The organism is Affinirhizobium lemnae (assembly GCF_022968395.1).
Taxonomy (GTDB): Bacteria; Pseudomonadota; Alphaproteobacteria; order Rhizobiales; family Rhizobiaceae; genus Neorhizobium; species Neorhizobium lemnae.
Genome location: NZ_JALJQZ010000011.1, coordinates 111,553 through 127,980, shown reverse-complemented (window position 1 = coordinate 127,980; position 16,428 = coordinate 111,553). Strand labels below are relative to the sequence as shown.

19 protein-coding genes are annotated in these 16,428 nt (G+C 57.5%); 5 read left to right on the top strand and 14 right to left on the bottom strand.

The genetic code is table 11. From position 1 onward, the window contains the following. Positions 1 to 87: 87 nt before the first annotated feature. Genes MUU53_RS09750 through MUU53_RS09740 form a run of 3 tightly spaced genes read left to right on the top strand, consistent with a single transcriptional unit; the run spans position 88 to position 2,749 of the window. Positions 88 to 1,119: an ABC transporter substrate-binding protein gene (locus MUU53_RS09750; RefSeq protein WP_165136527.1), complete on the top strand. Its 1,032-nt coding sequence runs from the start codon at positions 88 to 90 to the stop codon at positions 1,117 to 1,119. A gap of 32 nt (positions 1,120 to 1,151) precedes the next feature. Next, positions 1,152 to 1,940 (top strand): ABC transporter ATP-binding protein, encoded by a 789-nt coding sequence (locus MUU53_RS09745; RefSeq protein ID WP_247260729.1) that lies wholly within the window; start codon positions 1,152 to 1,154, stop codon positions 1,938 to 1,940. Then, entirely contained in the window at positions 1,937 to 2,749 is an 813-nt protein-coding gene (locus MUU53_RS09740) for an ABC transporter permease (protein WP_062552763.1), read from the top strand. The genes MUU53_RS09745 and MUU53_RS09740 overlap by 4 nt, the downstream gene beginning before the upstream one ends. Positions 2,750 to 2,792: 43 nt before the next feature. Here the strand turns inward: MUU53_RS09740 and MUU53_RS09735 are convergent, their stop codons facing one another. The 8 genes from MUU53_RS09735 to MUU53_RS09700 all read right to left on the bottom strand — a co-directional run bounded on the left by MUU53_RS09735 (position 2,793) and on the right by MUU53_RS09700 (position 7,816). Further along, positions 2,793 to 3,608 carry a mechanosensitive ion channel family protein gene (locus MUU53_RS09735; RefSeq protein ID WP_247260728.1) on the bottom strand — a complete coding sequence of 272 codons (816 nt, stop codon included), beginning with the start codon at positions 3,606 to 3,608 and terminating at the stop codon, positions 2,793 to 2,795. An 80-nt stretch (positions 3,609 to 3,688) separates the two neighbouring features. Beyond that, entirely contained in the window at positions 3,689 to 4,216 is a 528-nt protein-coding gene (locus tag MUU53_RS09730; protein ID WP_247260727.1) for a tyrosine phosphatase family protein, read from the bottom strand. Next, entirely contained in the window at positions 4,213 to 4,794 is a 582-nt protein-coding gene (locus MUU53_RS09725) for an HD family hydrolase (protein WP_281435071.1), read from the bottom strand. Before MUU53_RS09725 ends, MUU53_RS09730 begins: the two co-directional genes overlap by 4 nt. Positions 4,795 to 4,826: 32 nt before the next feature. Continuing rightward, on the bottom strand, positions 4,827 to 5,669 hold the full coding sequence (gene ygfZ / locus MUU53_RS09720) for a CAF17-like 4Fe-4S cluster assembly/insertion protein YgfZ (RefSeq protein ID WP_247260725.1): 843 nt from the start codon (positions 5,667 to 5,669) through the stop codon (positions 4,827 to 4,829). Positions 5,670 to 5,752: 83 nt separating this feature from the next. Then, a complete protein-coding gene (locus MUU53_RS09715; protein WP_247260724.1) occupies positions 5,753 to 6,511 on the bottom strand; it encodes a hypothetical protein in 759 nt (252 codons plus the stop codon). Positions 6,512 to 6,577: 66 nt separating this feature from the next. Then, positions 6,578 to 6,835, bottom strand: coding sequence for a hypothetical protein (locus MUU53_RS09710; protein ID WP_247260723.1), 258 nt, complete (start codon positions 6,833 to 6,835; stop codon positions 6,578 to 6,580). 107 nt (positions 6,836 to 6,942) lie between these two features. Continuing rightward, complete coding sequence (locus tag MUU53_RS09705) at positions 6,943 to 7,380, bottom strand: TIGR02301 family protein (RefSeq protein WP_247260722.1); 438 nt, start codon at positions 7,378 to 7,380, stop codon at positions 6,943 to 6,945. Between the two features lie 10 nt (positions 7,381 to 7,390). Beyond that, complete coding sequence (locus MUU53_RS09700; protein WP_247260721.1) at positions 7,391 to 7,816, bottom strand: NUDIX hydrolase; 426 nt, start codon at positions 7,814 to 7,816, stop codon at positions 7,391 to 7,393. A gap of 159 nt (positions 7,817 to 7,975) precedes the next feature. On the opposite strand from MUU53_RS09700, the gene MUU53_RS09695 reads away from it, so the two are divergent. Continuing rightward, complete coding sequence (locus MUU53_RS09695; protein WP_247260720.1) at positions 7,976 to 8,740, top strand: SOS response-associated peptidase; 765 nt, start codon at positions 7,976 to 7,978, stop codon at positions 8,738 to 8,740. A 59-nt stretch (positions 8,741 to 8,799) separates the two neighbouring features. On the opposite strand, the gene MUU53_RS23205 is transcribed toward MUU53_RS09695, so the two are convergent. The 5 genes from MUU53_RS23205 to MUU53_RS09675 form a co-directional block, all read right to left on the bottom strand. Further along, positions 8,800 to 8,931 (bottom strand): hypothetical protein, encoded by a 132-nt coding sequence (locus MUU53_RS23205; RefSeq protein WP_281435063.1) that lies wholly within the window; start codon positions 8,929 to 8,931, stop codon positions 8,800 to 8,802. A 195-nt stretch (positions 8,932 to 9,126) separates the two neighbouring features. Beyond that, positions 9,127 to 9,942, bottom strand: coding sequence for a CDP-diacylglycerol--serine O-phosphatidyltransferase (gene pssA / locus MUU53_RS09690; RefSeq protein WP_247260719.1), 816 nt, complete (start codon positions 9,940 to 9,942; stop codon positions 9,127 to 9,129). A gap of 23 nt (positions 9,943 to 9,965) precedes the next feature. Then, positions 9,966 to 10,667 carry a phosphatidylserine decarboxylase gene (locus MUU53_RS09685; RefSeq protein WP_247260718.1) on the bottom strand — a complete coding sequence of 234 codons (702 nt, stop codon included), beginning with the start codon at positions 10,665 to 10,667 and terminating at the stop codon, positions 9,966 to 9,968. Between the two features lie 133 nt (positions 10,668 to 10,800). Further along, complete coding sequence (locus MUU53_RS09680; RefSeq protein WP_247260717.1) at positions 10,801 to 12,687, bottom strand: ABCB family ABC transporter ATP-binding protein/permease; 1,887 nt, start codon at positions 12,685 to 12,687, stop codon at positions 10,801 to 10,803. A 122-nt stretch (positions 12,688 to 12,809) separates the two neighbouring features. Then, on the bottom strand, positions 12,810 to 14,645 hold the full coding sequence (locus MUU53_RS09675; RefSeq protein ID WP_247260716.1) for a LysM peptidoglycan-binding domain-containing protein: 1,836 nt from the start codon (positions 14,643 to 14,645) through the stop codon (positions 12,810 to 12,812). Positions 14,646 to 14,812: 167 nt separating this feature from the next. On the opposite strand from MUU53_RS09675, the gene MUU53_RS09670 reads away from it, so the two are divergent. After that, positions 14,813 to 15,418, top strand: a complete 606-nt coding sequence (locus MUU53_RS09670) for an LOG family protein (protein ID WP_247260715.1) — start codon at positions 14,813 to 14,815, stop codon at positions 15,416 to 15,418. A gap of 61 nt (positions 15,419 to 15,479) precedes the next feature. Here the strand turns inward: MUU53_RS09670 and rarD are convergent, their stop codons facing one another. Beyond that, a complete protein-coding gene (rarD, locus tag MUU53_RS09665) occupies positions 15,480 to 16,388 on the bottom strand; it encodes an EamA family transporter RarD (protein WP_247260714.1) in 909 nt (302 codons plus the stop codon). Positions 16,389 to 16,428 lie beyond the last annotated feature (40 nt).

The following is a 16,428-nucleotide window of genomic DNA, read 5'->3' as shown; positions in this document are numbered from 1 at the left end:
TTGTCCATATTTTATGCAAATGGTGCTTGCAACGCGCTGAATGAACGGCTTTCATACGCACATTCAAAACGCATCCAGGGGGATTGAATGTTCACGCGCCGTCTGTTTTCCAAGCTTCCGGTCATCGCCGCCGTGGCGTTGAGCGCGGGATTTTCCGCGCCAGCCTTTGCCGATACTGCCATCAAGTTCACGCTGGACTGGAAGTTCGAAGGCCCGGCAGCAGGCTTCCTGCTCGCTGTCGACAAAGGCTACTTCAAAGCGGAAGGCTTGGACGTGACCATTGATACTGGCAACGGATCGGTCGAGGCCATTCCGCGCGTTGCGACCGGCGCCTACCAGATGGGCTTTGGCGATATCAACTCCTTGATCAAGTTCCTGGATGAAGATCCGAACCAGAAGATCAAGGCTGCCATGATGGTCTATGAGCGCCCGACCTTTGCCGTCGTGGGCCGCAAATCTTTAGGCATCACCACAGATCCCAAGTCGCTCGAAGGCAAGAAGCTCGGGGCGCCGCCACCGGATGGCGCATTCGCCCAGTGGAAGGCGTTCAAGCAAGCCGCCAAGATCGATGACAGCAAGATCAAGATCGAATCGATCGGTTTCCCGGTGCGTGAACCCATGTTGGCCAAGGGTGATGTCGACGCCGTCTTCGGCTTCGCCTTCTCGGTTGTTTTGAACCTCAAGAAGCAGGGGATCAAGGACGAGGACATTTCCACAATCCTGATGGCGGAACATGGCTTGAATCTCTATGGCAACGCCGTGCTCATCAATACTGATTTTGCTCAGAAAAACCCGGCTGCCGTGAAGGGTTTCATGAAGGCACTGGCCAAGGGCTTTGCCGACGCCGTGGCAAAACCGGAAGAGGGTGTTGCAGCCGTGCTGAAGCGCAACGAAACGCTGGACAGCAAGATCGAACTGGAGCGCCTGAACATGGCAAACGCCATGAACATCAAGACGCCTTACGTGAAGGAAAATGGCTTTGGTGGCGTGGATATGGCTCGCCTTGGTGCCTCGATCGACACGCTGAAGATCTCCATGGGGCTGAAGGGCAACGTCAAGGCCGAGCAGGTCTTCGACGCAAGCTATCTGCCGCCGAAGGCCGAGCGGATGCTGCCTTAAGGCAGCGACACCGCCAGTGCGAAGGAGAGAACATGTCTCATCTGGTTTCCATCGATAATGTCGATATGCGCTACGGGGGCGCAAGCGGCACGCTGGCGGTATCCGGCCTGACCATGCGGGTCGACAAGAGAGAGTTTGCCGCGGTCGTCGGACCATCCGGCTGCGGCAAATCCACACTGATGAAGCTGGTGACCGGCCTTCATATTCCGCAGACGGGGGTCGTCGTCGTTGCGGGACAACAGGTCACCAAGCCGGTTTCGATAGTCGGAATGGCCTTTCAGAACCCGACCATGCTGCCGTGGCGGACCACGCTTGAAAACATTCTCCTGCCGCTGGAGATCGTCGAAAAACATCGGCATCGCCTGCGCGCCAACAAGAAGGAGTATGTCGAGAAAGCGGAGCGGCTGCTGGAAATCGTGGGTCTGAAAGGGTTCGGATCAAAATTCCCCTGGCAGTTATCGGGTGGCATGCAGCAGCGTGCCAACCTTTGCCGGGCGCTGATCCACGAACCCGAACTGCTGATGCTGGATGAACCGTTCGGCGCTCTCGATGCGTTCACGCGCGAAGAGCTCTGGTGCGTGATCCGCGATCTCCATGCCGCTCAGGGCGTGACGATCATTCTCGTGACGCACGATCTGCGCGAGGCGGTTTTCCTCGCCGACAAGATCTTCGTCATGAGTTCGAGGCCGGGCCGGATCTTGAAGGAGCATCACGTTCCTTTTGAACGTCCCCGTGACCTTGAGATCATGTATCAGGCTGGGTTCAACGACATGGTGCATGAACTGCACGGCGAAATAGCAAAGGCGAGGGTGGCTGCATGAGTGCTGTTCTGGAATCTCCGCCCGTTGTCGCAAAGCCTGTCATGGCGCGGATCAACTGGGTGAAGGCGGCGCCTTGGCTCTACACCATCGCGCTTTTTGTCGCCTGGGAACTGCTGGTCATCGCGCTTGACATGCCGCCGACAGTGCTGCCCGCACCGACCGATGTCTTTGGCGCCATCGCCAAATACTGGTCTCCGATCTGGAAGAATTCGATCCAGACGCTCTACACGACGACCCTTGGCTTCGCGATTGCCGTTGTGGCCGGTCTGGCGATCGGCCTTTTCATCGGCTGGTCCAAGACCATCTATGCCGGTCTCTACCCGCTGATGATTGGCTTCAATGCCATTCCGAAGGTGGCGCTGGTTCCGATCCTTGTCATCTGGTTCGGTATCGGCACGGTTCCAGCCGTGTTGACGGCCTTCCTGATTTCATTCTTTCCGATTGTCGTGAACGTGGCCACTGGGCTTGCGACCATCGAACCGGAAACGGAAGATGTGCTTCGGGCACTCGGTGCCAAGAAGATGGATATCATGCTGAAGGTCGGTATCCCGCGCTCAATGCCCTATTTCTTCGGCTCCCTGAAGGTGGCCATCACGCTCGCCTTCGTCGGATCTGTCGTATCGGAAACCGTGGCTTCCAACTATGGCCTCGGCAACATGATGAGCTCTGCACAGAGCCAGTTCAACGTCCCGCTGGTCTTTGCCGGGCTGCTCATGTTGGCCATCGAAGGCATCGTCATGTATGCCATCATGGCCTGGCTTGAACGCCGCATGACAGGCTGGGCGCATCGCTCGACGATGGCGCAGTAGACCAAGATTGGCGGCGAGTTTTGATCGCCGCCATCTCTAAAAATTACGCGGTGCGAACGGTGATGCCCGCCGCGTGGAAGGCTTCCTTTGCGCGCTTGGTCATGTCACGGGACACGGCCCACCAGACACCCGTATTGGCCCAGTAACGCAGCGAAATGACGGCTCCGCTATCGGTCAGGTCGGTCACGAAGGCGACAGGCGCGGGCTGCTTCAGAACGCGCTCATCAGAGTTGGCCATGTCGAGCAGCATCTGCATGGAGCGTTCAATCGCATCCTGATCGGCGATATGCAGCTTGAGATCGTGCATGCGCGTCGGCAGTCGGCTGTGGTTCGTGACCGGAACATTCCAGAGCAGAGAATTCGGGGTCAGGCGGTAGAGGCCGTCATAGGTCTTCAGCTCGGTCGCAAAGAGACCGATATCCTGCACGGTGCCACTCACACTCGGTGTTTCGATGTATTCGCCAACGCGCAAGGGGCGCAGGACAAGCAGCATGATACCGGCCGCGATGTTTTGCAGCGTGCCTTGCAGGGCGAGACCAATGGCCAGACCGACAGCGCCGAGAGCCGCCAGAATAGAGGCGGTCTGCACGCCGAATTGACCAAGCACCATCACGACGACGATGATCAGAATGGCGTAGCGGATGATGTTGGCGAAGAATTGCGCCAACGTCGCATCGAATCCGCGAATACGCCCGAGGCCCTCATGAGCCCAGCGGGATAGCATTCCCGCCGCAAGCCAGCCGATGATGAGCAGCAGCAGAGCGCCGACCACGGAAAACGAGTATTGGACGGCGAGAGCGGAAAGCTGGGCGAGTGCTGCGCGTGTTGCCACGACGAAATCGGTAGCCTGTTGATCCATGCGGGAAAGGTTGCCTGTCGTTGTTGATTACGAAAGGCTAATTGGTGCAGAGCTTTGCGGGATCAAGAGAGCTGCCAATCTCAGCGGGTGCTCGCATTAAGCGGCAACAGGAAGCTTGCCCGCCCATCAGTATCAGCGCCGCGACCCATCGATTTGACGGCTGCTACCAGACGACCCTCGCGTTTCAGAATACGGTCCCCGAACTCGATCAATCTCGTATTAGGGGTGGCATGCGGTGCCACCTTGCGCAATCTGCCAGCGAGATCGAACTCGTCCTGATGAGGATCAACGGCAAGACAGGCGATGAGCGCTGCGGCAGGAGACCGGGAGACCCCCATCCAGCAATGGATGAGAAGCGGAGCGGACTGATCCCAACTCTGCGCGAAATCGATCAACTGGGAAACGTGCTCTTCGGCGGGCGCAATGAGATTGCCCGTCCCAGCAAAGGCGATATCGTTCATCTTCAGCTTGAGATGGCGCTCGGCCCGAATGACGCCCGGACGATGGAAGTCCTGATTCTCCGCAATCAGGCTCACCATCTCAGTTGAGCGGTGCCTGACCGCCAGTTCCGCGATCTTCTCCAACGGCCCAACAACGAAACCGGTCATGTCGAAACGCCTGTTACACGTTGCGTCTCCAGCGCATGGAAGCGGCTTAAAAACTCCGCCTGCGCCTCAAGCGCCGCCATCGGTTCCAGCGGCAGCATTTCCCGGGTTATTCCGCGTGGCAGGCCAAAGAATTTGCGTGCTTCCTCTTGGGAGAAGCCGGCAAGCTCTGTGGCCTCGAAATAGGCTGCAATCGTATCCGCCTTCTTGATCTTGACCTTCAGCTCTCGCGATGGGTGCGGAGGTAGGCCGAAACGCAGGTGCACTGCCGCTTCCAGGCGATGTTCAACCGCCTTGTAGCCACCGCCGACCACTGCCTTGAAAGGCGAGATCATGTCGCCGATCACATATTCCGGTGCGTCGTGCAGAAGTGTCAGCAACAAGTCGATGGGTGATGCAGCAGGGTTTTGCTGGCGAAAGATGATCTCGACCATCAGGCTGTGCTGGGCAACGGAATAGGCGTGATCGCCACGCGTCTGGCCGTTCCAGCGTGCCACCCGCGCAAGACCATGGGCAATGTCGGAAATCTCCACATCCAGCGGCGATGGGTCGAGAAGATCCAGCCTTCGGCCAGAAAGCATGCGCTGCCAGGCGCGCGCGGAAGATGCCTTGGTCACGCGTCTGCCCCATCAGCATTGGTGGGGAAGCTGAGGCCGGTCCAGCCCGGCAGTGCGAGGCTGACCACTACCTCGCCAGCGAGGATTGGCACTGCATTGGCCATGGCATCGCCCGCCCGGTCAATCCGCACGATGGCCAGCGCTCGGTTCCCGACCACGGTGCCCAGCTGACCAATCGGCTTGCCGCCGGCGGTCAATTCGGTGCCTGTTTCGGGAAGTGGATGGTCTGATTCGATCTGCACCACACGGCGCCGTGCCGTGCCGCGATGCTGCATGCGCGAAACCACTTCCTGCCCCACATAGCAGCCCTTGCGGAAGGAGAGGCCGCCGTTGAGATCCATCAACACATCATGCGGGAAGGCATCCTGAAGCGCGTAATCCTGTGGTGCCGTTGCAAGGCCCGCCTCGATGCGAAGACGGTCATAGGCTTCTCTTGAGTCAGGGGCTTCAGGCCCGGGCTGCCGAAGGACGCGGAGACCTGCCTTGGCGAAGGCAGCGTCCAGAATGCCTTGCGCAGAGTCAGCCTCCTCGCCCCAGATCAGGCGGACGCTGCCTGCCGTTACGGAAAGAGAAACCGCAGCCCGCAACTTGTACATGGTCAGACGCTTGAGAAGCGCATCGGCAATCTCTGACTGACATTCCAGGGTGAAGCCTTCACCGTTCCGCCAGATCAGAAAGTCGAACAGGATCTTGCCTTGCGGGGTCAACAATGCGCCGGGGCGGACTTCGCCTGCGGGCAAGCCGTTGACGTCGGTCGTGATGAGATTGTGCAAAAAACTCTGCGCATCGGCGCCGCCGATATGGATGAAGCTTCGGTCTGAAAGGCTGGCAGAAGGCATGAGATTCGTATCCGTGTTGTAACGTCACAGATAGTCAGCACTCACCATGGAGACAAGCCATTGCATTGGGTCGAGGTGTTGGCTCAATCGCCGCCGGCAAACACTTTCCACTGCCCGGTCGGCGTGATGCCAATGCGATAGAAGTTATAGTTATTGCCTTCTTCCATGGACATCAGGTCGCCCGCTGTGATGATGCGCAGCAGTTCAACGCGCTCGGCCGCCGTCAGTGTATTCAGCGGCTTGCCGACGAAATAGGGCCAGACATACATTTCGTCAGGCTTGCCGACATTGATATGTGCTGCTCCCGTCTGCAGAAGGTCCATCAGAATGGCCATGATTTCCTGACCATCAGGATCTCCAGACAGGCTTTTGATGGCCTCGATCGCATCGCCTTCTGCGCCAACCTGCATCTGGGCCGGGTCGAACGCTGCCAACGGGCGAAGCTTCTCAATGTCGCCCGTGGCGGCTGCCTCATTGATCAGGTTCCGCATCCGGGCAACTGGCGCCGGAAGCTTCGAGAGATCGCGAATGATCTCCACCTTCCCACCGGACTGGATCTGCGCAGGCGTCGCAACCGGATCTGTCAGGGAAGGGGTGGCCGAAGCGTCGGGTGACGGGGCTGGTGCAGATGGGGCAACAGGTGCGGCGGGTACTGAAGGCGAGGCGGGTGCCGCGGGTGCGGAAGGGGCAGGTGTTTCCGCCTGCGCCATGCGTGTTCCATCAATAGGCGAAATGCTCAAGCTCCAACCGGGCGATGTGCCGCCGATCAGAAGGGTGGAGGACAATGCGACACTGGCAATCAGCGCTTTCGCAATGCGCGCTTGCGTCGATGCATTGGGCATGAGGAAGTCCCTGGCATTTTCGAGGAGAAAGAATGAAACGCTGTGTCTGTTACCGACGCAGGATATTTACTGGATCTTGCGTTCGGGCGAGAATTCGCCCGCAAGCATGCGCTCACGCAGAGAATCCAGCATTGCTTCCGCGCCAGCTTCCCCACGCAGACGAATTGTTTCGCGCATGGCAAGTGCAATTGCAGCGTCCGCGATGATCTCAGGTTCGATGCCATCGGCGCGGCCATCCGCCCATGCTTCGTTCTGATACTCGAGCGCCACCTGCATCTTCTCGTGCACAATCATGTCGTCGATGTCGTTGCGCGCAGTCTGCATGTGTATTCCTCTTACAAGGTGGTGCCTGTTGTTACCGGCACGTTAACAACACTAGCAGCCTTTTATCAAAACGACACGCCCGCACCGCGAAAGAGGCTAATAAAACCTTAATTTCCGTAACGTGTGGCGATTTCGCCAGAAAGTGTTGCACCTTCGTTACGGTAGCGTTCTTCGGCCGTGCGTGCGGCGGGTGTGCATGACGTGTGCACCGCTGCAAAAGCCCTGTAGCCTCGATTGAAGGCTGCCGTCAATTTTTCCCGTCTATGGGGTTCATTTATGGTTTCCGTGTCGAGCAAAGTTTGCATCGCGCTGCGCCAGTCACCCGAGGCCGCGCCGCATAGAGACCGCAAATAGTGTATGGAACCAAGGACTTCCGCTAGTCGCGCCAGTTGGCCGTCATAGGGCGTCGGCTTTTCCTCAGTTTGGGGCGTCGTCGTTACTGTCGGCTGTGGAGCCGGTTTCTTCTGCGCAAGCGCAGGCTGCCCGGAAAGCCCTGTCAGGACTATGCAGAGCACAAGCCATGGCGTTCTTGTAAGCCCAGTCACCAGCAAATCCTCACTTCGTTTGTCTGCGTTGAGCGAGACGTTCCGCGCATTCCAATACGCTGGCCGGAACGGGAAGGGACCGGATCTCTTCCGCCGTATACCATCCCGCATCACTTGCATCATCCGCGGCAATCGCCTCATCGCTGGAATCGCTCTGCACCAGAAATACGGAGAGCAGGAAGTGACTTGTCATCTGGCCATTCTCGGCGCGAGTCGGAAGGTCATAGGTCGCGAAAAGCTCGGGGTCGCGGACGGGAATCCCGGTCTCTTCCTCGAATTCGCGCAAGGCTGTCTCCTCCGGCGTCTCGCCAGGTTCTGCGCGGCCTCCCGGAAATGCGAACAGGTCCGCTGACGGCGGATTCCTGCGGCGGATCAACAGAAATCGACCGTCGCGTTCCAGAATGGCAGAGGAAGCGAGCCGCGGCTGTTCAGGCATGAACTTTGATCTCTCCGTTGAATGGGATCCAGCGCCAGTCGATGCGGCGAATCACGAAAACCTATCTTCTCTTTTCGAACCTTGAAAGCGAGAGGTCACGCGCACCGTCCACGAACTGCGCGACTTGACGCCTCATGCCCGCGGTGCCATCTCAGTTCCATGTGTGGACGCTACGCCTTGACCGCGACGCCGGAGGAGATCCTCGAATTCCTCAGCGTCATCGACATTGATGACTTTCCCAAGCGCTACAACATCGCGCCAACACAACCCATTCTGCTCGTCGTGGCTGGCGCAAAAATGGCGCCCGGAAGGAATCTTCCAGAGCGTCGCGCCGTACTGGCACGCTGGGGGTTCCTGCCCGGATGGGTCAAGGATCCCAGGGATTTCCCTTTGCTTATCAATGCACGCGCTGAGACGGCCATCGGCAAGGCATCGTTTCGTGCTGCCATGCGTCATCGGCGCGTCCTTGTCCCGGCATCGGGCTTCTACGAATGGCATAGACCTTCAAAGGAGGAGGGCGCAAAGGCGCAAGCCTACTGGATCCGTCCTCGCAACGGAGCCGTGGTTGCCTTTGCCGGTCTGATGGAGACGTGGAGTTCTACGGATGGCTCCGAGGTGGATACCGCCGCGATCCTGACGACCCACGCAAACGCAGCAATCGCGCCAATCCATATCCGGATGCCCGTCCTCATCCAGCCGCAGGATTTTGAGCAGTGGCTTGATTGCAAGACGCAGGAACCGCGCGATGTTGAGCATCTGATGCAGACTGCGCAGGCAGATTTCTTTGAAGCAATCCCTGTATCAGATCTGGTGAACAAGGTTTCCAACATGGGGCCTGATTTACAGACGCCCGTCGAGCCGAGCGTAAAGCTCAAGGCCGTGGCACCGGCAAAACCGGGAAGCGATCAACTGTCTCTGTTTTAGTCAGCCCCGCGCCAAATGGCGCAGGCCGTTCTCGTAAGTATTCTGCCGAGTACAGAGGATTATGCCTTCTTCAGGACGTTGCGCTTTAGCATCAGAGCGGCAGCGACAACTGCCTTGATGCCCAGGGGACGAAGAGGTGCGTGCAGTTCAGCGGTTTTCGGGTTCAGCGTCTGTGTTGGGTTCTGGCTCATGAGTTTCCTCCAAAAATGATTCTTTTGCCGCCTTTGCGGACGAACTGTTTCGGAGAGGAAACAGGCGAAAATTTGTCTTGTCCAGTGTCAGAATAGAATTTGATGTATTTTTATAATTATTAATAATTCGTTATTTTTCGAGAGCGCCCTTAAGTATTGTGTGGCATTGCACTGCAACAATGACACTGCGTTGCATTAAACATTGGCGTGATCGTCTTCAATTGTCAGTGTGCCATACCGTTTTTTCCAGGCGCTGGCTGAAAAGGGCAGGAAGCAAAGATAGGCTGCTGCGGTGAGGGCCAGGATCTGCCAGGTAAAGCTCATAAGTAGTGCAACATAGACAACGACACCCAGCAGAAGCGGCAGCATCATGTCGCGTCTCACGCGCGTCTCGGATTTTCCGGACCACACGGGAACACGGCTAACAAGCAGATAGCCAATGAGAAGAGTATAGCCGGTCGCAACAATGGCAAATGACCGGTCAACCTCTAGCCCTAGGAAGCCCAGGTAAACAGGCAACATGACAAGCATGGCTCCCATGGGAGCAGGCACGCCGACGAAAAACTCGGATTGCCATTTCGCCTTGAATTCGCGCTCAGCCATCACGTTGAAACGCGCAAGCCGCAGGCCCGCCGCAATGGCGTAGATGAGTGCCGCGATCCAGCCGATGGAACCGACTTTGTCGAGAATGAAAACGTATAGGACCAGTGCGGGCGCAACGCCGAAGTTGATAATATCGGCGAGCGAATCCATCTGGACGCCGAATTTCGACGTCGCCTTCAGCGCGCGCGCAACGCGTCCGTCAATTCCATCCAGAAAGGCTGCCAGCAGGACCATGGCGACTGCAAGCTCGAACCGGCTTTCAAAAGCCAGCCGAATGCCGGTCAGACCTGCGCAGATGGCCAGTACGGTGATGAGATTGGGCACCATCAACCGAAGCGGAATCTCCCGCAAGCGAGGGCCGCGCGCGTCGTCGTTGTCCTGCTGGTCCGTTCTGGCCTGATCCTGCATGTCTTTTTCCCGGTGTCTCCCGATCAGTTGCGACGGCTGATCGTGGGGCCCTTGTTGGAATTGAATTCCGCAATTACGGTCTCGCCGCAAATGGTGCGCTGACCCAGTGAAACGCGTGGCTGGCCGCCTTCCGGCACGTATATGTCGAGCCGCGAACCGAAACGGATGAGGCCGAAGCGTTCACCGGCGTCCAGCGGCTCGTTCTGGTGCACGAAGCAAAGGATACGGCGCGCAACGAGGCCGGCAATCTGCACGACACCCAGCTTGCCGTGCTTGGTCTCGATGACCAGACCGTTGCGCTCGTTGTCGACGCTCGCCTTGTCCAGTTCTGCATTGACGAACTGGCCGGGGCGATAAACGATCTGCGAAACGCGTCCGCGTGCTGGTGAGCGGTTCACATGGCAATCGAACACGTTCATGAACACGGAAATACGCAGCATTGGCTCGGAGCCGAGGCCAAGTTCGGCTGGAGGAACGACCATTTGTACCGAAGACACCCGGCCATCTGCGGGGCTGACGATAATATCGTCATCCTGTGGGATCACGCGCTCCGGATCCCGGAAGAAGTAGGCGCACCAGAGCGTCAATACGAGGCCGATCCAGAACAGCGGCGCGGCAATGAGGCCCAGCAGCAGGGACGCCACGAAGAAGGCGATCACAAAGACATAGCCTTCCTTGTGGATCGGAACCAGCGTGTTGCGAATCGTGTCGAGCAGATTGACCAATGGTATCTCCAGAATGTCGAGCTTCTTGATGCTTTGCTTAGCTGACTACAGGCAAACAGTTTTTGGAGCAATCCGGTTCCTGGTGTCGACGCATTCACGAGATCCCGAGTATGACCGTGATTGAGTTTTGACTTTAGCTCGCGGGCTCCCGTCGCACCACGACGCCCATGTCATCGCTTTCACGCACCTGACGAAGATGCTCTTCGGCCTGCGTGGCCTCGCGCTGCCTGTTCCACATGGAGGCGTAAAGACCGTTCTGCTCTAGAAGTTCGGCATGCGTGCCGCGTTCAGCGATTTCGCCGTGGCGCAAGACGATGATTTCGTCGGCATTGATGACGGTCGAAAGCCGGTGCGCGATAACAAGCGTCGTCCGATTCTGGGAAACGATATCAAGCGCCGACTGAATTTCCTGTTCCGTGGTCGTATCGAGCGCGGACGTGGCTTCATCAAGGATGAGGATCGGTGGCGCCTTGAGGATGGTCCGGGCGATTGCAACGCGCTGCTTTTCGCCACCGGAAAGTTTGAGGCCTCTTTCACCGACCATGGTTTTGAAACCGTCTGGCAGGCTGCGGATGAAAGTGCCGATCTGCGCAATTTCGGCGGCTTTCAGCACTTCGTCCTCGCTAGCGGAAATTCGTCCATACCGAATGTTGTAGGCAATCGTGTCGTTGAACAGCACCGTGTCCTGCGGAACCATGCCGATGACGGATCGCAGGCTGCTCTGTGTAACATCCCGCACATCCTGCCCGTCGATGGTTATGGCACCCTGCTTAATATCGTAGAACCGGTAGAGCAACCGCGATATAGTGGATTTACCGGCGCCTGATGGCCCGACGATAGCGACCGTTTTCCCGGCCGGAACCTCGAAGGAAATACCCTTCAGGATTGGACGTTCGGGATCATAAGCAAAATGAACATTATCGAAGCGAATGCCACCTTGCGCAATCGCAAGCGGCTTCGCATCCGGCTTGTCAACAACTTCCGCCTGCACATCCAGTAGGTCGAACATCTGCTCGATATCCGTCAGGCCTTGGCGGATTTCGCGGTAAACAAAGCCGATGAAGTTGAGCGGCACCGATAGCTGAATGAGCAACGCGTTCACGAAAACGAAATCGCCTATTGTCTGTTCGCCGCGTTGAACGGCGAGGGCTGACATCACCATCATGATCGTCGTGCCAAGGCCAAAAATGACGCCCTGGCCGAAGTTCAGCCAGCCAAGGGATGTCCAGACCTGCGTGGCTGACTTCTCGTAGCGTGCCATGGATGCGTCGAAGCGCTCGGCTTCCATCTTCTCATTGCCAAAGTATTTGACGGTCTCGAAGTTCAGAAGCGAATCGATCGCTTTGGTATTCGCATCGGTGTCGCTCGCATTCATGGAGCGGCGGATGCTGATACGCCAGTCACTGGCTTTCACTGTAAACCAGATATAGGCCCAGACGGTGATCGCTGTGATCGCCACATAGGTGAAGCCGTAGCTGATCCAGAAAATGGCGGCCGTCAGGAGGAACTCGATCAGCGTGGGTGCAGAGTTGAGGATGGTGAAACGGACGATCGTTTCAATACCCTTCGTTCCACGCTCGATAATGCGCGAAAGCCCGCCGGTCTTGCGTTCCAGATGAAAACGCAGTGATAGCTGATGCATGTGCACGAAGGTGCGATACGCCAACTGGCGCACCGCATACTGGCCAACGCTTGCAAACAACGAATCGCGCAACTGGTTGAGGCCGAGCTGGATTATCCGTGTCAGATTATAGGCGATTACCAGAGCGACTGCACCCAGCAGGAAGGTTGGCAGTAGGCCCACCATATCCAGCTTGCCGTTCAAGGCATCGGTGGCCCATTTGAAGAAGTAGGGAACCCCGATCAGCACCAGCTTCGCAACGATCAGAAAGAGGGTCGCCCAGACAACACGCGCCTTCAGATCGCTTCGGCCTGCTGGCCACATATAAGGCCACAGGTTTACGATTGTTGCGAGCGGATTGCCGGCGTCCGCCGATACGGTCTTCTGTCTGTTCTGCATAGATGCCTCCGGAGGGAGGTTCTGTTTAAGCCCAGCTTGATCTAATCGCAACGCAATTCAGGCATATGCCATGCAGCAGTTCATCATGATATGATAACCGCAATGGCGTCTCCAATTTCGTCTCAGGTCTTGTTCAGGCGCTGTCGGTGCAGTTTTTCTGCTTCCGTTTCCGGCATAGCGTCCTTCGGAACGCCAAAGATCTGACCTGGCTGGATCAGATCCGGATTGGCGATCTGATCCTGGTTGGCGAGATATATGGTCGTATAGCGAACACCCTGACCATAAACGCGCCGGGAAATCTGCCACAACGTATCCCCCCGACGAATGATCACGGAGGCCGCTTCGCTCTGGGTCAAAGGTGCCTGCGCTATTGTTCGTGGGGCAGCGGCATCCTGAATGGTGACAGTTGGGGTGGCCTGTGCTGTCGCAGGCGCAGACTGCAGGGTCGAAGAGGTTACCCGCGCGATCATTGCGCTGAGTGTCTCCAAGTTTTTGCGAATGGCTTCGACATCCTTTGGCAACGCCTCCAGAGCCGCCAGCGCATCCGCCGCAGCCTTGATCGTCGTGTCTGCAATCGCTGCGGCGTTGGCGCTGATACCGGCGGGCAGGCGATACTCCGTTAGCGAACGCAGGGAGATACTCACGGCGGAATGCGCTGCGGCAACCTGCTCCATGCTCGGCGTTGCATTGTTTGCATAGAGGTTCTGAAGCAGTTGGAATGCCTTTGCTACTTCATTGCGCAGTTTGTCGAAGGCCCCGGCGTCAATCTGTGTCAGGCTCGCCGCAGAATTTTGTTGCGATGCAACCGCCGCTACCTGGTCTCCGGCTGGTCGGTTGAAAGGAACCTCGACGCGGACGATGACCTTGTCGTCTGCGCCGATTTGATCGACGGCAATTGTATGCTGACCGACCGTCAGTTCGCGAACGCCATCGATGACGAAACTTCCGTCACCGCCTGCGGTAGTCTGGCCAATAAGCTGTCCGTCCGCATAGCCCTTGAGACGCGAACCGGGTTTCGCGACGCCAGCGACGAAGAGTTTGTTTCCTTCGACTTCAACCGCGCTGATTTGGAGGTTGGCCTTTGCTGCGTCGGACGGCTCCGTTGCGGGTGTCGCCAGTGCCTGGGTACTCGTGCTTTGCTGTGCCGGAGCTGTTGTACCCGTTGCAGGCGCCGCGACTGTCGGCAGCTGCGGGTCCGTTGACGGCTGAGCACTTGGAGCGTTCATGACCTGTGGAGCGGGCTTGGCAGGCTCGGTTGATAGCTGTGCCGAGGATGCATCAGGCGCAGTTGTCGCAACAGGGTCGGTCTTCGCGGAGGCTGCCGGTTTGGCGATGATGCGGCTGGCTTCCCCCGGTTTTGTAACCATGGCCAGCAATTCCGTCTCCTTGCCCCGAGGAACAGAAACGGTGGCGATTTCTTCGGAGATCACCGTCTTGCCGTCAGGAGTTGTCGCCTTCAAGACGAGCTGGTGGTCGCCCGGAGAAAGCGGCTTGTCGAGAATGGCAACGAACTCGCCAGCCTTGTCGACGGTGGTCGTGGCAACCGTATGCGCCTGGTCCGTTACCTCCAGCCTCGCGCCGGGGGCTGCGCGACCTGCAATCACCGTCGAGCCGTCCGGCTCGACACGAAGAACGTCGAATGTCGGAATGATGACCGGAGCCACGGCTTTCTGCGGTGCAGGCGAGGCTGGTGCTGTTGCAGCCTTTTCCGGTGCAGGCAGCACCTCCTGCTTCGCCTCGGCTTGCGGTTTTGCGCCCTTACTGGCCGTTGTTGATTGTGGTGTCGAACTTTCCGGTGCTGGAGGTTTAGGTGCCTCTACTACCGGAGCTGCCGGGGTCATGCCCGTCGACTGCGGCTTCTCATCGCCCGATAGCCTGGGCATGACGAAAAACACCATCAGCAGGGTTGCGACAGCAAGAACAGCAAGAGCAAGCCAACCGGCACGATTATGGATCATCAAAACCTCTCCTGGCGTCACAGCGCCAACGGTTCCGGATTACAGTGTTCATTAGGAGTTAACAAGGATTCGCCGCCTTTTGCACTTGCTCACCGCTTCATTCCCCGTCACTTTTGACAACGGAGCCGTGAAATTTGACATCCGATACATGTAATACGGAGAACGCTGTGCCAATTCGATCCATTTGTGCTTATTGTGGTTCACAGCCGGGACGGAATCCGGCCTACGTCTCGGCAGGCAGAATACTCGGTAAATCCATTGCCACCCATGGCCTGCGGCTTGTCTATGGCGGCGGTACAAAAGGTATCATGGGGGCGGTCGCATCAGGCGTTCTCTCCAACGGAGGTAAGGTCACCGGCATTATCCCGGAATTCCTGGTGGATATGGAGGCGACGCGCCATTCGCTTGGGCAGCTCAACGAGCTGATCATCACGAAAGATATGCACGAACGGAAACACAAGATGTTCGAACGCGCCGATGCTTTCGTTACGCTTCCCGGCGGGATCGGAACGCTGGAGGAGATCGTCGAGATCATGACTTGGGCGCAGCTCGGTCGTCATGGAAAGCCGATGGTTTTTGCCAACATCGGTGGCTTCTGGGATCCCATGCTGGAGTTGATCGATCATATGAAGCGTCAGGGCTTCATTCACAACGCCAATCTGGTCCAGCCTCTTGTTATCGATGATGTCGAGGATGTTGTTCCAGCGATCATGGATGCTTGGAGTGATACGCCTTTAGCAGAAGGTGACAGTGACGTGATTAAAAAGCTCTGATCCAAGAGAGTTTTCGGTGTGCCGGTTTTAGCGCAAAACCGGTACCTCACATGACCCACTCTCATCGAGTGCGGAAATTTCTCAGCATCGTGACGCTGTAGATCGCGAGGGACGACCAGATGAGCACGAATGCAAGAAGCTTTACTGGATTCATGGGTTCCTTGAAGACGAAGACCGCAATCAGGAACACAAAGGTGGGAGTCATGTACTGCATGATGCCGATGGTTGATAGCCTGAGCAGCTTGGCTGCATTGGCATAGATCATCAACGGGATTGCGGTCGCCAGCCCCGCCGCCGATAAAAGCCAGGTATCTGAAACCGTGCCATGTGTGAAATGCCCGGTTCCGTTCATTTCGAGCCAAATAATGTAAGGCAGGGCAAAGACCGTCAGGATGGCCACCTCAAGGAAGAAGCCTTGATTGGGGCCAACCGGCAAAGTTTTTCGAAGCAGCGCGTAAAATCCCCAACTGATGCTCAAGGTCAGTGAAATCCAGGGAAGTCGACCGGCGTCCCAGGTCAGAATTGCCACAGCGATCAGCGCAATGACAATCGCGGCTTTTTGTGCGGGCGCCAGTTTTTCTTTCAACAGCGTGGAGCCCAGCATGATGCTGAAGAGCGGATTGATGAAATAGCCGAGCGCCGCTTCGATCGCATGGCCTGAAGCAACCGCGTAGACATAGGTGCACCAGTTCACCGTGATCAGGCAGGCGGTCACGAAGGCCATGACCATGGTCTTGCCGGACTGAAGGGCGGCTTTCAGGTGGCCGAACCGCTTTGTCATCAGAAGCACGAGGGCGGCCAGCGGAAGCGACCACACCACCCGATGCGCCAACACTTCGAAAGGCGACAGATGGGACAGCATCTTGAGGTAGATTGGCATGAAGCCCCAGAGTCCATAGGCGGCAAAGGCATAGGCAAATCCCTTTGGCGTATCGCCACTCAGGGCAGGGGTTGCTTCGCTGCTTGCCATGCTGCATGCCTTTCATCGCTACGAGGTAGATGGTTACGCC

What these genes read in the sequence shown, in the direction of transcription:
- MUU53_RS09735 (WP_247260728.1), bottom strand. Translation starts at nt 3,608, where the DNA reads ATGGATCAACAGGCTACCGATTTCGTCGTGGCAACACGCGCAGCACTC.
- MUU53_RS09730 (WP_247260727.1), bottom strand. Translation starts at nt 4,216, where the DNA reads ATGACCGGTTTCGTTGTTGGGCCGTTGGAGAAGATCGCGGAACTGGCG.
- MUU53_RS09675 (WP_247260716.1), bottom strand. Translation starts at nt 14,645, where the DNA reads ATGATCCATAATCGTGCCGGTTGGCTTGCTCTTGCTGTTCTTGCTGTC.
- MUU53_RS09695 (WP_247260720.1), top strand. Translation starts at nt 7,976, where the DNA reads ATGTGTGGACGCTACGCCTTGACCGCGACGCCGGAGGAGATCCTCGAA.
- ygfZ (WP_247260725.1), bottom strand. Translation starts at nt 5,669, where the DNA reads ATGCCTTCTGCCAGCCTTTCAGACCGAAGCTTCATCCATATCGGCGGC.
- MUU53_RS09680 (WP_247260717.1), bottom strand. Translation starts at nt 12,687, where the DNA reads ATGCAGAACAGACAGAAGACCGTATCGGCGGACGCCGGCAATCCGCTC.
- MUU53_RS09725 (WP_281435071.1), bottom strand. Translation starts at nt 4,794, where the DNA reads ATGCTTTCTGGCCGAAGGCTGGATCTTCTCGACCCATCGCCGCTGGAT.
- MUU53_RS09700 (WP_247260721.1), bottom strand. Translation starts at nt 7,816, where the DNA reads ATGCCTGAACAGCCGCGGCTCGCTTCCTCTGCCATTCTGGAACGCGAC.
- MUU53_RS09745 (WP_247260729.1), top strand. Translation starts at nt 1,152, where the DNA reads ATGTCTCATCTGGTTTCCATCGATAATGTCGATATGCGCTACGGGGGC.
- pssA (WP_247260719.1), bottom strand. Translation starts at nt 9,942, where the DNA reads ATGCAGGATCAGGCCAGAACGGACCAGCAGGACAACGACGACGCGCGC.
- MUU53_RS09750 (WP_165136527.1), top strand. Translation starts at nt 88, where the DNA reads ATGTTCACGCGCCGTCTGTTTTCCAAGCTTCCGGTCATCGCCGCCGTG.
- MUU53_RS09740 (WP_062552763.1), top strand. Translation starts at nt 1,937, where the DNA reads ATGAGTGCTGTTCTGGAATCTCCGCCCGTTGTCGCAAAGCCTGTCATG.
- MUU53_RS09710 (WP_247260723.1), bottom strand. Translation starts at nt 6,835, where the DNA reads ATGCAGACTGCGCGCAACGACATCGACGACATGATTGTGCACGAGAAG.
- rarD (WP_247260714.1), bottom strand. Translation starts at nt 16,388, where the DNA reads ATGGCAAGCAGCGAAGCAACCCCTGCCCTGAGTGGCGATACGCCAAAG.
- MUU53_RS23205 (WP_281435063.1), bottom strand. Translation starts at nt 8,931, where the DNA reads ATGAGCCAGAACCCAACACAGACGCTGAACCCGAAAACCGCTGAACTG.
- MUU53_RS09715 (WP_247260724.1), bottom strand. Translation starts at nt 6,511, where the DNA reads ATGCCCAATGCATCGACGCAAGCGCGCATTGCGAAAGCGCTGATTGCC.